The following is a 13,860-nucleotide window of genomic DNA, read 5'->3' as shown; positions in this document are numbered from 1 at the left end:
CCCCACGCCAAAGCCTCAAACCGCCGCAAAGATAAAACAGCGCGCAGCAGGCCCCCAACATCCTCCCTCCGCCAAGCATGGCCTTCCCACCGCCAAACCGTTACCAAGCCCCAAACAACCGAGAGCCCGATGCAACCCGATTTCCCCATTCTGAAAGATCTGGTGCTGGTCGGCGGCGGTCATGCCCATGCGCTTGTGGCGCGCATGTGGGCGATGAATCCGCTGCCCGGTGTACGCCTGACCCTGATCAACCCCGACCCTGCCGCGCCCTACACCGGCATGCTGCCCGGTCTGATCGCGGGCCATTATGCCCGGGATGAGATTATGATCGACCTCGTCCGCCTCGCCCGGTTTGCCAATGCCCGCCTGATCCTTGACCGCGTCACCGCGATTGACCGTGAAAGCCGCCGCCTGCATCTCGCGAACCGTCCCCCGATCTGCTACGATCTGTGCAGCATCGACATCGGCATCACCTCCGATCTGCCCGATATCCCAGGTTTCACCAAATTCGCCCATGCTGCCAAACCCTTGGGCGATTTTGCCTTCCAATGGGCAGAGTTTGTTGCCCGCGCCCTGCCTGCCCCGCAGATCACCGTGATCGGTGCAGGCGTCGGCGGTGTAGAACTCGCCCTTGCCGCCAAACACCGCCTGCCAGCCGCGCATGTCACTCTGCTGGAACAGGGCCCAACAGCCCTGCCCGCCATCGGCCGCGGAGCGCGCAGCGCCCTGCTCGCCCACCTTGTCCGCGCGAAAATCACCCTGATCACCAACGCCAAGCCCGCCGAAATTCAAGCAACCGCCGTCACCCTCAGCGACGGCACCCGCCTGCCATCCGATTTCACCCTCGCCGTCGCAGGCAGCCGCCCGCAGGCATGGCTGGGCCAGACCGGCCTCAGCCTGCACCACGGTTTCCTCACCGTTTCCGACATCCTGCAAACGTCTGACCCCGCGATCTTTGCCGCCGGAGACTGCGCCCACCTGCCCTTCGCCCCGCGTCCAAAAGCCGGAGTTTACGCCGTCCGCGCAGCACCGATCCTGCTGTACAACCTGCGCGTCAGCCTGCTGGGCCAGCGCTTGAAATCGTTCAAGCCGCAACGCGACTACCTCAAGCTGATCTCCACCGGCCACAAATCTGCCGTGGCCGACAAATGGAGCCTGCCGCTCGACGGTGCATGGCTGTGGCGCTGGAAAGACCGCATCGACCGCACATTCATGGCGAAATTCGCAAGCTACCCCGCGATGCAGCGCGCCCTGCCCAATCCCGTCCTCCCCGGCCTGCTGGATGCGATGGGTGACAAACCGATGTGCGGCGGCTGCGGCGCCAAACTCGGGGCATCAGACCTCGCCGCAGCCCTCGCCACCCTGCCAAAACCGCAGCGCCCCGAGGTCGCCTCTGGCCCCGGCGACGATGCCGCCATCCTGACGATCCCCAGCGGCGTGCAAGTCATCACCACTGACCATCTGCGCAGTTTCACAAACGATGCCCGCCTGATGGCCCGCATCGCCGCGACCCACGCATTGGGCGATATCTGGGCAATGGGGGCCGCTCCGCAAGTAGCCCTTGCCCAAATCACCCTGCCGCGGCTCTCCCCCGCAAAATCCGCTGAAATGCTGGCCGAAATCATGACCGAGGCGGCTAAGGTCTTCCGCGAAGCCGGGGCCGATATCGTTGGCGGCCACACCGCGACCGGTGCCGAACTCACCATCGGCTTCACCGTCACCGGCCTTGCGGCGCGCGCCATCACCAAGGGCGGCGCAAAGCTTGGTGACAAACTGATCCTGACCAAACCGCTTGGCTCTGGCACCATCATGGCCGCCGAGATGGTGATGGCAGAGATCCCCGGCCTGATCTTAGGCGAAGCCGTAGCCACAGCCCTGCACCAGATGAGCCAATCCAACGGACCTGCTGCGGCGATCCTTGCCCCCCACGCCCATGCGATGACCGATGTGACAGGTTTTGGCCTCGCAGGCCACCTCTTGGAAATCTTAGATGCTTCAGGCATGGCCGCAACACTACATCAGACCGCAATCCCGACCCTGCCCGGAGCCTTAGACCTTGCAGCAGCAGGTCAAGTCTCTAGCCTCGCCCCCGCCAACCGCGCCGCCACGATAGGCCGCATCTCCGGCGCAGATACCCCGCTAAAAACCCTGCTCTACGATCCGCAAACCGCCGGAGGTCTGCTTGCCGCCGTACCCGCCGATATCGCCGACACCCTGCTGAAATCTATCCCCGGTGCCGCCATTATTGGCGAAATCACCGCAGGCCCGCCCAGAATAACCCTTTCAAACTGACCTTGCGCCCAGCGGTTTCATCTTGGCAAAAATACTCCCCACGGAGCGTTCCGCCAGTTCCGCTAAATCACCGCCCGCACCACCTCTGCCACCTGATCCGCCAGCCGCGCCAGATCATCGGGACCCAGCCCAGCCGCCTCCACCTCGACAAACCCAGCCTGCATCCGCGCCCGGTGCTTGTCATAGCGTGGGTCATAGTGATGCTGCATCAGCCCGGCCGCCAAATCGACGAACGCCCCCGCCCCGGCCATCGCCTGCCAGGCCTCAATCCGTTCGGCCGCATGCAGGGGCCGCAACCGGGCGATCACTTGCGCCAGCCGCGCGCCGTCCGCCACCATGTCGCCATATGCCTGCACCAGATATTGCGCCCGCGCCGCAACATCAGCCGCAATCGCCACCCTTGGGGCCGCCGTCATCGCCTTCCAGATCCCCGACGGCAGGCGACACTCGCCGACCTTGGCGCTTTCCGCCTCAATCACCACTGGCCGTGTTGGGTCCAACCGCGCGATCGCCATCGCCAAAGCGCAGTCAAACGCCTTCTGCGACGGCTGCCCGCCCCGATGCCCGAACACAGAGCCGCGATGGTTGGCCAGCCCCTCAAGGTCCAACACCTGCACGCCGCGCGCGGGTAGCATGTTCAGCACTTCGGTCTTGGCCGATCCGGTATTGCCATCCAACACCACCACCGGGCAGGGGAATGGCGCGTCATACAAAGCCTTGACCACCAACGCCCGCCACGCCTTGTAGCCGCCCGCAATCGTCTCGACCCGCCAACCCACCTGGCCCAGGATCAGCGCAAAAGATCCCGAGCGTTGCCCGCCGCGCCAGCAATACACTAGCGGCCGCCAGCCCCCCGGCTTATCCGCCAATGGCCCTTGCAAATGCCGCGCCACATTCTGCGCCACCAGTGCAGCACCAACCTTGCGCGCGGTAAACGGGCTGACTTGCTTGTAAATCGTGCCGACCTGCGCGCGTTCCGCATCGTCGAGCACCGCCAGCGAAATCGCACCGGGAAGATGATCCTCGGCATATTCAGCGGGGGCGCGGGCGTCGATGATGTCATCAAAGCCATGCGCTGCAAGGTCGGACAATGAGGTCAGGGTGATCGCCATGGCCCTGCATAGCCGATCCCCAGCTTGGCGGAAAGATGCCGGGAGAGCCAGCCAGGCGCACGGCAGGAAGATCGGGTGCCCGACGCCCAATCATCGGTGACGACCGGATCAAACTCGGGCGTTAGCGGAAGAAGTCCTTCAACTTTGCCAGCGGGCTTATCTCGACCGGAGCTTGCGCTTTGACAGACGCAATCGGAACAGGCTTCGCAGGCTTCTCAACGCCCCCCGACGATCTCGGCGGGGCCACGCGCAGGGCCACCGCGTTCATGAAGCGCTGCCCGTCGCCCTCGGCCAAGGCTTGTGCTCCGTCAGAGATGCCGCACAGAAGGTCGTCGAGCCAGTCCTGATCGGCCTTGGCGAAATCATGCAGCACATAGGCCGCCACTGCGTCTTTGTGCCCCGGATGGCCGATGCCGAGGCGAACCCGGCCGTAAGCTTCGCCGAGATGGGCGTGGATCGAGCGCAACCCGTTATGGCCCGCGTGACCGCCGCCTTGTTTGATGCGGCACTTGCCGGGGGCGAGGTCTAACTCGTCGTGGAACACGGTGATGTCCGCCAGATCAATCTTGAAGAAATCCACCGTCGCCCGCACCGATTGACCCGAGAGGTTCATGAAGGTTTCGGGCTTCAGCAACACCAGCTTTTCCGACCCCAGCCGCCCCTCGGCCACCTGCCCCTGATAGCCGCGCCGCCATGAGGAAAAGTCGTGATCTGCCGCGATCCGGTCCACCGCCATGAAGCCGATATTGTGGCGGTTGCCTGCGTATTTCGCGCCGGGATTGCCGAGGCCTACAAAGAGTTTCATCATGCCCCGCCGATCTGCCGCTTGCTGGCTATAATTGCCCCGGCGCGGGCTGGGATGCAAGCCGGGGTGGGTGGTCCCAACTCGGGACCTTTTTTAGATGTGATATATCAATGGCATAGCCTATGAGTTTTAAGGATATCTTAACCTTTCACCGCATCGGCCCTCTCGTCCCGCGCTTGACTTGCCATGACGCGGCCTTCAGCTTAGCAAAACAAGGCCAGCCCAAATGGCCCAAGCAGGAAAGACACAGCAGGCGTGCGGATCACGGTTTTAGCCTCAATGCGAAACGAAGGGCCGTTCATCGTCGAATGGCTGTGCTGGTATAGGATGCTCGGCTTTACCGATGCGGTGGTGGTCACCAACACCTGCACCGATCATTCGCCGCAACTGCTGGATGCGCTGCAAGCGGCGGGGCTGGTGCATCACATCCGGCATGATCTGCAACCCGGCCAGCGCATCACCCGCGCCAAGCTGAACGCGGCGGCCAGCCACAAGGCGGTGCGGCGCTGCAACTGGCTGATGATCTGCGATGTTGATGAGTTTCTGGTGATCCACCGCGGTGAAGGGCTGATCGGCGATCTGATTGATCTGAGCACAGACGAGCCCGCCTATCTGGGCATGTCGGTCAACTGGCGGGTGTTTGGCACCTCGGGGCGGAAAAGTTTTGAAGACCGCCCGGTGCATCGCCAGTTCACCTATGCGCATGAGGTCAGCGATCGCTCATCCCGGTTCGTGAAGTCGATCTTCCGGTTGGTGAAGTTTTTCAGCCATCTGGGTGAGCACAGCCCGCGGGGCTTTGACTACGCGCGTGCTGCGCAAAAGCGCGGAAAACCCGGTGGCATTTGGGTTAATCCCAAGGGTGAGAAACTGCCGCATTGGGCGCCGCTGGACAGCCATCTGACGCTGATGCCCGAGGCACTGGTCAGTCATGAGGTGGCACAGATCAACCATTACATGCTGCGCTCGGTTGAAACCTATCGGCTGAAACGCGGCACAAAGTCCCCCGTGGGGCTGAGCAACCGCTACCGCGCGCAGTATTTCCGCAGCGCCGATGCGGGGCGCGCGGTGGACATTTCCGCCTTCCGCTATGCCGCCCGGTTTGACGCTTTGCAGGAACAGGTGATGGCGCTGCCCGATGTGGCGCGGTTGCACGCTTTGTGCTGCGCCGATCACGTGAAAGCGATTGCTGAAAAAGCAGGCAAGCGGGTGGAGGATGATCCGAGATATGCGGCGTTTCTGGCGCAGGCAGAGGCGCTGGCGGATCGGGCCTAGGAGCCGATTTATTCAGAAATAAATCGTCACGATTTATGACTTCATAAATCGGCTGCGTCACAGCGCGCGCAAAAGAAAAGGCGCAGAGGTTTCCCCCTGCGCCCCTGATGTCAAACGCTTGGATGCTTACGCAGTGACTTCTTCGCTGACTTCCACATAACCCGCCGGAGCCGAAACGTTGGCGATCACGAAGTTACGGTCGATGCTGGCTTTGGTGCCTTCCGGCAGAACCACGTCATTGATGTGGATCACATCGCCGATGTTCTTGCCGGTCAGATCGACGGTGATGTGATCCGGGATATCGCCTGCCAGAACGTTCAACTCGACATCGTTGCGCACAACGGTCAGCGTGCCGCCCTTTTTCAGACCCGGCGAGGCTTCGTGGTTGATGAAGGTCACATGGATGAACAGGTTGATGCGGTTCTCATCGTGCAGGCGCATCAGGTCGATATGCGTCGGCAGGTCTTTCACAACGTCACGCTGCACCGCGCGGCAGATCACATGCACGTCCGCGTGGCCTTCAACCTTCAGGTTGAACAGCGACGACAGGAAACGGCCAGCTTTCAGGCGCTTCAGCAGGGCGTTGTAGTTGATTTTGATTGCCAAGGGGGCAACGTTATCGCCGTAGACGATACCGGGAACGAAGCCATCACGACGTGATTGACGGGCGGCCCCCTTGCCTGTCCCCGCGCGTGCTTCGGCGTGAAGATCAAGGATCTCGCGTGCCATGTTGTTTCTCCATATATATATCCGCCAACGTTCAAGGGTGCATGGCGCGATCGCGGGCCTATAGCGGGGAATCGCCTGGAAGGGAAGCTGGTTTTTCCGGGTGGCCGTGCGGGTCGCGCTGGTGGTCGTGGGTGTGACCCTGCATGGCACGCGCAAGGTCTGCGATGCTTTGGCGGGCGAAATGGCTGTGCAGCACCGCCTCGGCCTCGGCCATCGCGGCGCGGACCATGCCTTGCATCGCCGCGACAATGCTACATTCGGGTGGGGCTTGCGGCAGTTGGATCGCCAGAAACGGCTCGTCAATCGCGCGATAGACGTCGGCGACCGAGATTTGATCGGCGGGCTTTGCCAGTCGCCAGCCGCCCGCATGGCCCTTTTCCGACAGCAAAAGGCCCGCATCGCGCAACCGCCCCAGCACGCGGCGCACCACAACCGGGTGGGTTTGGTTCTGCGCTGCAATCGCTTCCGAGGTCATCGGGGTTTGGCGTAACGCCAGATGGCCAAGGCTGTGCAAGGCGAGGGCTAGTTTTCCATTCTGTTTCATGTAACTTTTATAGTTACATGATTCGGAATTGGCAAGGAGAACCAGATGGCTGCGACGGATGTGGCGGAAATAGTTGATGTGGCGGTGATCGGCGGCAGTTTTGCGGGGCTGACGGCGGCGCTGTATCTGGGGCGGGCGCGCAAGCGGGTGGTGGTCTATGATCTGGGTCAGCCCCGCAATCGGTTCTCGGCGGCGGGGCACGGCTTTCTCGGGCAGGATGGCCACAGCCCGGCACAGATGCAGGCGGCGGGCCGGGCCGATGTGCTGGCCTATCCGACGGTGCAAATGCTGGAGCAGAAGGTGGGCCGGATCAGCCGCGAGGGTGATGTGTTCCGGGTGGAGGCGGCAGGGGTGATCTTGGCACGGCGGGTAATCCTGGCGTATGGGATGCGGGATATTTTGCCCGATCTGCCGGGGCTGTCGCAAGGCTGGAGCGATTGGGCGCTGCAATGCCCCTATTGCCATGGCTTTGAGAACGCAGACCGCCCGACCGGCATTTTGATGACCGCAGACGGGTTGCCGCATCACGCCAGTCTGCTGCGAGAATGGACGGGTGATCTGACGGTGTTTTCTAATGGTTATGCGTTAACCTTGGATGAGCGAGCCAGTCTGAGCCGCGCAGGTATTGCGGTGGAGGATGGTGCGGTGCGCCGATTTCAAGCCGATGCAACCGGGCTTCAAGCGGTGGAATTGGACAGCGGCGCGGCGGTGGCTTGCCAAGTGATCTATCTGGTGTCGCAATCTTGTCCTGCTTGCGATCTGGCCGATCAGTTGGGCTGTGCGGTGCTGGCGGGGCCGACCGGCCCGTATCTTGAGGTGGATATGATGCAGCAAACCAAAGTTGCCGGCATCTATGCGGCGGGGGATCTGGCCCGCCCGGTCTACGGCGCGGTGTTCGCCGCCCGTGATGGCGCGATGGCGGGGGTGGCGGTGCATCAATCGCTGATCCAGCCGCTTTAGGCCAGATGCTGGCGCGGCGCGATTTGATCAAACAACGGTCAATCCTGCCGCGTGCGTGTCGCTGTTGTGCAAGCCGAGACGGCACGAGGCAGTTAGCCAAGGCGCAAAGGATTGCCTTCATGACCGCGCTTGCCACCCTTCGCATCGCCCGGCCCGCCGTGGCGGCTTTTGCCGCGATGGGCGTGCTGTGGGGCTCTTTTGCCGCCGATCTGCCCGATATCAAGACCATGCTGGATATTGACGAGTCCCACTTGGGGGCTTTGATGTTCATGACGCCAATCGCCGCGGTCTGTGCCATGCTGGTAGCCCCGCGTCTGGGCGTGGCGTTTGGGCGCCGCGCGATGCTGATTTCGTGCCTGTTGATGTGCGTGGCCTTCACCCTGCCGGGGCAGTTCAGCCATCTGATGCTGTTTCCGCTGGCGATGATGGCTTGCGGGGCGGGCACCGGCCTGACCGATGTGTTGATGAACGCGCGGGTGGCGACGCTTGAGACGCAAAGCGGGCGGCCGCTGATGAACCTGTGCCATGCCGCCTATAGTTTTGGCTATGCGGGCGGGGCGATTGCCACCGGAGTTTTGCGCAGTGCGGGGTGGTCGCCTGCATGGGTGTTGTGCAGCATGGCGGCGATGGCCGGGCTGATCGCACTTGCGGCCTATGAGAAAGATGGCCGGATTGAGGGACTTGCCCGCCCCAAAGGCAAGGGGGCGGCGCATCTGGGCCTGGTGCCGGTGATCGGCGGCGCGATGGTGCTGATCGCGTTTCTGACCGAGAATGCGGCAGAGAACTGGTCGGCGTTGCATATCGAGAAGAACCTTGGCGGCAGCCCGTCTGATGGCGCAATGGGGCCTGCGGTGATGGCGATCACCATGGGGGTGGCACGGTTGTTCGGGCAAGGTTTGGCCAGCCGTATCCCTGCCGTCTGGCTGCTGACCGGGGGTGCTGTGATCGCGGCTGTGGGCGCTTTGGCAGCGGCTTTGGCTGTGACGCCTGCGATGGCCTATGCCGGGTTCATCGTGATGGGGATCGGATCATCGGTAATTGCACCCACGGTGTTCTCGCTGGTGGGCCAACTGTCGGACCCCGCCGCGCGGGCGCGGGCGGTGGCGCGGGCGACGCTGATCGGCTATTTCGGCTATTTCTTCGGCCCGCCCGCGATTGGCTTTATTGCCGGGCATTTTGGTCTGCGCTTTGCCTTCGTCTGCGCGGCGGTGATGCTGGCAGGCATCCCGGTGCTGGCACGGGTGTTGTTGCGGCGGTAGGGCACGGTGGGGTAAAACCCCACCCTACGCTGCGCTTGAAACTTGGGTAGGCTAGAGTTTCACCCCACCGCACATCACACCCAATCGCCCTCAAAATCCTTCGGCACCAGAACGTGTTCGCGGCTGATGTCGCGGGCTTTTTGCACCCCACACAAAGCCATCGAGATATCAAACTCCTTCTGGATCACTTCCAGCGCTTTCGTCACACCCGCCTGCCCCATCGCGCCCAGACCGTAGATGAAACTGCGGCCAATAAAGGTGGATTTGGCACCCAAGGCGAGGGCTTTCAGCACGTCTTGACCCGAGCGGATGCCGCTGTCCATGTAGATTTCCGTCTGATCGCCGACCGCCTTCACAATCGACGGCAGCACGCGGATTGAAGACAACGCCCCATCCAACTGCCGCCCGCCGTGGTTCGAGACGATCATCGCGTCGGCCCCGACATCGGCGGCCAAGCGGGCGTCGTCGGCGTCGAGGATGCCCTTCAGAATGAGCTTGCCGCCCCATTGGTCGCGGATGCGCTTGACCTTGCCCCAGTCCAGCATCGGGTCGAACTGCTCATTCGCCCATTTTGTCAGATCCGCCAGATCGGTGACGCCCTTCACATGCCCGACGATATTGCGGAAGGTACGGCGGGGGGTTTGCAGCATCCCCAGCGACCACGCCGGTTTGGTCGCCATGTTGATCATGTTCGGAAGCGTCAGTTTCGGCGGGCTGGTCAACCCGTTCTTCAAATCCTTATGGCGCTGGCCCAGAATTTGCAGATCCAGCGTCAGCACCAAAGCCGAGCATTTCGCCGCCCGGGCGCGTTCAATGATGGCATCGACGAAGTCTTCGTCTTTCATCACATAAAGCTGGAACCAGAACGGCGTCGGCGCGTGCGCGGCCACATCCTCGATGGAACAGATCGACATGGTGGACAGCGTGAACGGCACCCCGAACGCGGCGGCAGCACGGGCGGCTTTGATCTCACCATCCGGCCATTGCATGCCAGTGGAGCCGACTGGAGACAGCGCCACGGGCATAGTGACGGGCGCGCCCAGCATGGAAACTTCGGTGCTGCGCCCGGTCAGATCGCGCGCAACCCGTTGCCGCAGTCGGATTTTACTAAAATCCGTGGTGTTTTCGGTGAAGGTCTGCTCGGTATACGACCCGCTTTCGCAGTAATCATAAAACATCTTCGGCGTGCGCTTTTTGTAAAGCTGCTTGAGATCGTCGATGCAGGTGATCACCGGGGGCATGTCTGGACCTTTTCGTTGAAATTGGTCATGGATCATTACCAATTTCAACGGTTTGACGCAATGGGGTTCGCCGCTGGACGCCGGAGTGTTTTGGGGCCAGCCGCCGGGGGTTTCACACCCCCGGACCCCGGTGGGATATTTGAGCAGAGAGGATGACAATTTTAGACAAGTTTTAGCGGTTCAGGCCGAATGTGCGCCTGCTGCGAGAGTTGCCACGAAGGCCAGCACGTCCTCTACGGATTTGCCGGTGCTTATTTCCTTGACGATGGCAGATCCGACCACGCAGCCGTCAGCCACCGATGCGATGGCTTTCGCGGCCTCGGGCGTGTTGATGCCAAAGCCGACAATCACTGGCAGATCGGTCGAGCGTTTGATCCGCGTCACTTCCGGCCCGACATCGCCCGCCTGCGCCGCAGCCGCCCCGGTGATGCCGGTGACCGAGACGTAATAGACGAAACCGGACGTGTTTTGCAGCACTTTCGGCAGGCGTTTGGCGTCGGTGGTGGGGGTGGCGAGACGGATGAAGTTCAGACCCGCAGCTTGCGCGGGCAGGCACAACTCGGCGTCTTCCTCGGGCGGAAGATCGACGATGATCAGCCCGTCGATGCCCGCCTCGGTGGCTTGGGTCAGGAACAGATCGACGCCGCGCGCGTAGATCGGGTTGTAATAGCCCATCAGCACGATGGGGGTGATTTTGTCACCGCTGCGGAAATCGCGTACCATCTGCAGGGTCTTGTCCAGCGTCATCCCCGCTTCCAGCGCACGCTGGCCCGCCAGCTGAATCGTCGGGCCATCCGCCATCGGATCAGTGAACGGCAGGCCCAGCTCGATGATATCAACCCCCGCCCCCGGCAGCCCCTGCATCACCGCCAGCGAACGCGCCACATCCGGGTCGCCCGCCATGATATAGGCGACAAAGGCCTTTTTCTGCTGCGATTTCAGCCGCGCGAACGTGTCATCGATTCTGCTCATATCCCGGCCCATCCCTGCAAATCTGTCTAGCGGTTTGCACGGGAAGCCCCGGAAAATCAATGCCCCTTCAGCCCAGCCAAAGCCCGTCTCGCAATTTCATCTTGGCGAAAATACTCCCGCCGGAGGCTCCCATACCCAAGCCCGCGCAGGTTTCCCACGCGAAAGCCTTGACCGCACCGCCTGTCCTGCCTATGCCGCAGGCGGTCTGGATATCAGGCGGTGTTGGCAATCGGCCGGTAAAAGGGGTGTGTGCTATGGGTTTCAAGATGGGTATCGTTGGTCTGCCGAATGTCGGCAAATCCACCCTGTTCAACGCGCTGACCCGCACGGCGGCAGCGCAGGCGGCAAACTTCCCGTTCTGCACGATTGAGCCGAATGTCGGCGAAGTCGCTGTGCCCGATGCGCGGCTGGACAAGCTGGCGGCGATTGCAGGTTCCAAGCAGATCATCCCGACTCGGATGACCTTTGTCGATATCGCGGGTCTGGTGCGGGGGGCCTCGAAGGGCGAAGGCCTTGGCAACCAGTTCCTCGCCAATATCCGCGAATGTGATGCCGTGGCGCATGTTTTGCGCTGCTTTGAAGACGGCGACATCACCCATGTCGAAGGCAAGATTGACCCGGTGGCGGACGCGGAAACCATCGAGACCGAGCTGATGATCGCCGATATGGAAAGCATCGAGCGCCGCCTGACCGGCCTTGCCAAGAAACTGCGCGGCGGTGATCAGGACACGCTTGACCAGGATCGCCTGCTGCGCGCCGCGTTGAAATTGCTGGAAGCGGGGCATCCGGCGCGCAACCTGCAGATCGCCGAGGAAGATCAGCGGCAGTGGCGGCTGCTGCAACTGCTGACCTCGAAGCCGGTTTTGTATGTCTGCAATGTCGAAGAAGCCTGCGCCGCCGATGGCAACAGCCAGTCCGCCCGCGTGGCCGAAATGGCGGCGCAGCAGGGTGCGGGGTCTGTGGTGATCTCGGCGAAGATTGAGGAAGAAATCAGCCAGTTGGCCGATGACGAAGCCACGATGTTCCTCGAAGAAATGGGCCTTCATGAGGCAGGCTTGGACCGTTTGATCCGCGCGGGCTATCAGCTGCTCGGCCTGTCGACCTATTTCACCGTCGGCCCGAAAGAGGCCCGCGCCTGGACGATCCATAAAGGCATGCTCGCGCCGCAGGCGGCTGGGGTGATCCACGGTGATTTCGAGAAGGGGTTTATCCGGGCCGAAACCGTCGCCTATGACGATTATATCGCAGGCAAGGGTGAGTCCGGGGCGAAAGAAGCCGGCAAGTTCCGGGTTGAGGGCAAGACCTACGAGGTCAAAGACGGCGACGTGCTGCATTTCTTGTTTAATGGGTGACGCCCGACCCCTGCCCTTGCCGGGGACAAATCGCTGCGGTGGAGAGATTTGAGGTTTGAGACGGGCGCGAACGCTTTCGCGGCCCTGTGGGGGTATCCACGCGTGGACAGTGGGGCTGATCTATAGAGATCAATGGGTTAATGATGGCGCCTTAGGGGTTTGTTCATCTTTTGCCGCCGCTCGGACGGTGGGGTGAAACCCCACCCCACCGCGCGATCGAGGTGCGCAACTGGAAGAACGCCAGTACCGAGGCGATCTACGCCTATCCGCTGCCGAACATCCGCCTCGTCTATGACGCCACTGCCACCTATGCCACCGCCCTGCACCGCGACGCGCTTGGCACCGTGCACGGCGTCACCCAGTTCAGCACCGACGCCGCCAAACACGGCAAAATGGCCGAACGCTCTGTGTTCCGCCCCTATGGCGAGGCGATCGCCACCGACTTCGACCTTACCGCCGCCAACGAATCCAAAGGCTATATCGGCGAGCGCTACGACGGCGACGCAGGCCTGCAATACCTCAACGCAAGGTACTATGATCCCAAGCTCGGCATGTTCATCCAGCCGGATTGGTGGGAGGTCACCAAGGCTGGCGTCGGGACCAATCGGTATAGCTATAGCTTCGGCGATCCGGTGAATAAGAGTGACGCGACAGGGCATGAAATACAGAGTGATACGCATTCAAAAGAGGAGCGTGATGCTATCGCAAAAGACGCGGAAGACGCTCGTAATGTGCTGAAGAACAACATAGAAGACCTACAGGCAATCTTGCATAGTGGCGGAAAACCTAAGGGAGAAAGGCAACTTGAGGCGCTCAAGGCGTTGGAAAGAAAATACAACAATACGCCACGGGGATTTTACCCCGAGTCAATTAAAGAACAAGTAAAGCAAGATAAGGCGGTATTGGAAGCGATTGGGGTGCCAGGAAAAGGAGCTAGAATAGTGGATGGTGGTCCAAATGCAGCCGCTAAAGTATCGGAGAATACGCTGGCCGTTTCTACAGTCGGCTCGGCAAAAAAGGAACCGCAACGATAACGGTGTATGACTCCTATTTCAAAATGGATCGAAACGGACGTCCTTTAGCGCATGAACTCGGGCATTCGGTATTAGGTCTAAGCGATAGGGTGCCCGCAAGTAAGGTAGCCGCTAACGGTGTAACCATAATATCAAGCACTACACCCGGTATTAACTATGCGTATAAAGTCTTATCCCTTTTAGTCCGGTCGGCCTACATGTTGACGCGGCGCAGAACCTCGCGTCTGCGGCTTTAGAGGCGACCCGGATCAGTTTTGATCGCTATGCTGAGTTATGGGTGGCGGCTTT

The 13,860-nt window shown here is 61.5% G+C and carries 12 protein-coding genes; 6 read left to right on the top strand and 6 right to left on the bottom strand.

Annotated features, from left to right (window positions below; genetic code table 11):
- Window positions 1-129 precede the first annotated feature (129 nt).
- Window positions 130-2,292 (top strand): selenide, water dikinase SelD, encoded by a 2,163-nt coding sequence (selD, locus tag ACP7AP_RS09080; protein WP_426033888.1) that lies wholly within the window; start codon window positions 130-132, stop codon window positions 2,290-2,292.
- 62 nt (window positions 2,293-2,354) lie between these two features.
- Here the strand turns inward: selD and mnmH are convergent, their stop codons facing one another.
- Both mnmH and pth read right to left on the bottom strand, forming a co-directional pair.
- Window positions 2,355-3,404, bottom strand: a complete 1,050-nt coding sequence (gene mnmH / locus ACP7AP_RS09075; protein WP_426033887.1) for a tRNA 2-selenouridine(34) synthase MnmH — start codon at window positions 3,402-3,404, stop codon at window positions 2,355-2,357.
- Between the two features lie 121 nt (window positions 3,405-3,525).
- Window positions 3,526-4,209, bottom strand: coding sequence for an aminoacyl-tRNA hydrolase (gene pth / locus ACP7AP_RS09070; protein WP_426033886.1), 684 nt, complete (start codon window positions 4,207-4,209; stop codon window positions 3,526-3,528).
- 279 nt (window positions 4,210-4,488) lie between these two features.
- On the opposite strand from pth, the gene ACP7AP_RS09065 reads away from it, so the two are divergent.
- A complete protein-coding gene (locus ACP7AP_RS09065) occupies window positions 4,489-5,481 on the top strand; it encodes a glycosyltransferase family 2 protein (protein WP_426033885.1) in 993 nt (330 codons plus the stop codon).
- A 126-nt stretch (window positions 5,482-5,607) separates the two neighbouring features.
- On the opposite strand, the gene ACP7AP_RS09060 is transcribed toward ACP7AP_RS09065, so the two are convergent.
- Together ACP7AP_RS09060 and ACP7AP_RS09055 are read right to left on the bottom strand one after the other, a co-directional pair.
- On the bottom strand, window positions 5,608-6,210 hold the full coding sequence (locus ACP7AP_RS09060) for a 50S ribosomal protein L25/general stress protein Ctc (RefSeq protein WP_426033884.1): 603 nt from the start codon (window positions 6,208-6,210) through the stop codon (window positions 5,608-5,610).
- A 58-nt stretch (window positions 6,211-6,268) separates the two neighbouring features.
- The gene (locus ACP7AP_RS09055; RefSeq protein ID WP_426033883.1) at window positions 6,269-6,754 is read right to left on the bottom strand and encodes an RrF2 family transcriptional regulator; all 486 of its coding nucleotides are present in this window, start codon (window positions 6,752-6,754) and stop codon (window positions 6,269-6,271) included.
- A gap of 45 nt (window positions 6,755-6,799) precedes the next feature.
- On the opposite strand from ACP7AP_RS09055, the gene ACP7AP_RS09050 reads away from it, so the two are divergent.
- Both ACP7AP_RS09050 and ACP7AP_RS09045 read left to right on the top strand, forming a co-directional pair.
- Window positions 6,800-7,714, top strand: a complete 915-nt coding sequence (locus ACP7AP_RS09050; protein WP_426033882.1) for an NAD(P)/FAD-dependent oxidoreductase — start codon at window positions 6,800-6,802, stop codon at window positions 7,712-7,714.
- Window positions 7,715-7,833: 119 nt separating this feature from the next.
- Window positions 7,834-8,973 (top strand): MFS transporter, encoded by a 1,140-nt coding sequence (locus tag ACP7AP_RS09045; RefSeq protein ID WP_426033881.1) that lies wholly within the window; start codon window positions 7,834-7,836, stop codon window positions 8,971-8,973.
- Window positions 8,974-9,047: 74 nt separating this feature from the next.
- Here ACP7AP_RS09045 and ACP7AP_RS09040 read toward each other — a convergent pair whose 3' ends face one another.
- Complete coding sequence (locus tag ACP7AP_RS09040; RefSeq protein ID WP_426033880.1) at window positions 9,048-10,214, bottom strand: alpha-hydroxy acid oxidase; 1,167 nt, start codon at window positions 10,212-10,214, stop codon at window positions 9,048-9,050.
- Between the two features lie 180 nt (window positions 10,215-10,394).
- Complete coding sequence (gene trpA / locus ACP7AP_RS09035; protein ID WP_426033879.1) at window positions 10,395-11,186, bottom strand: tryptophan synthase subunit alpha; 792 nt, start codon at window positions 11,184-11,186, stop codon at window positions 10,395-10,397.
- Between the two features lie 254 nt (window positions 11,187-11,440).
- Between trpA and ychF the strand changes: the two genes are divergently transcribed.
- Together ychF and ACP7AP_RS09025 are read left to right on the top strand one after the other, a co-directional pair.
- Window positions 11,441-12,538: a redox-regulated ATPase YchF gene (gene ychF / locus ACP7AP_RS09030; protein WP_426033878.1), complete on the top strand. Its 1,098-nt coding sequence runs from the start codon at window positions 11,441-11,443 to the stop codon at window positions 12,536-12,538.
- A 170-nt stretch (window positions 12,539-12,708) separates the two neighbouring features.
- Entirely contained in the window at window positions 12,709-13,572 is an 864-nt protein-coding gene (locus tag ACP7AP_RS09025) for an RHS repeat-associated core domain-containing protein (RefSeq protein WP_426033877.1), read from the top strand.
- Window positions 13,573-13,860 lie beyond the last annotated feature (288 nt).

This window comes from Cypionkella sp. TWP1-2-1b2, assembly GCF_049896245.1.
Lineage (GTDB): Bacteria > Pseudomonadota > Alphaproteobacteria > Rhodobacterales > Rhodobacteraceae > Cypionkella.
The sequence above is the reverse complement of the archived record's forward strand: the minus strand, read 5'-3'. Positions and strand labels throughout refer to the sequence as shown.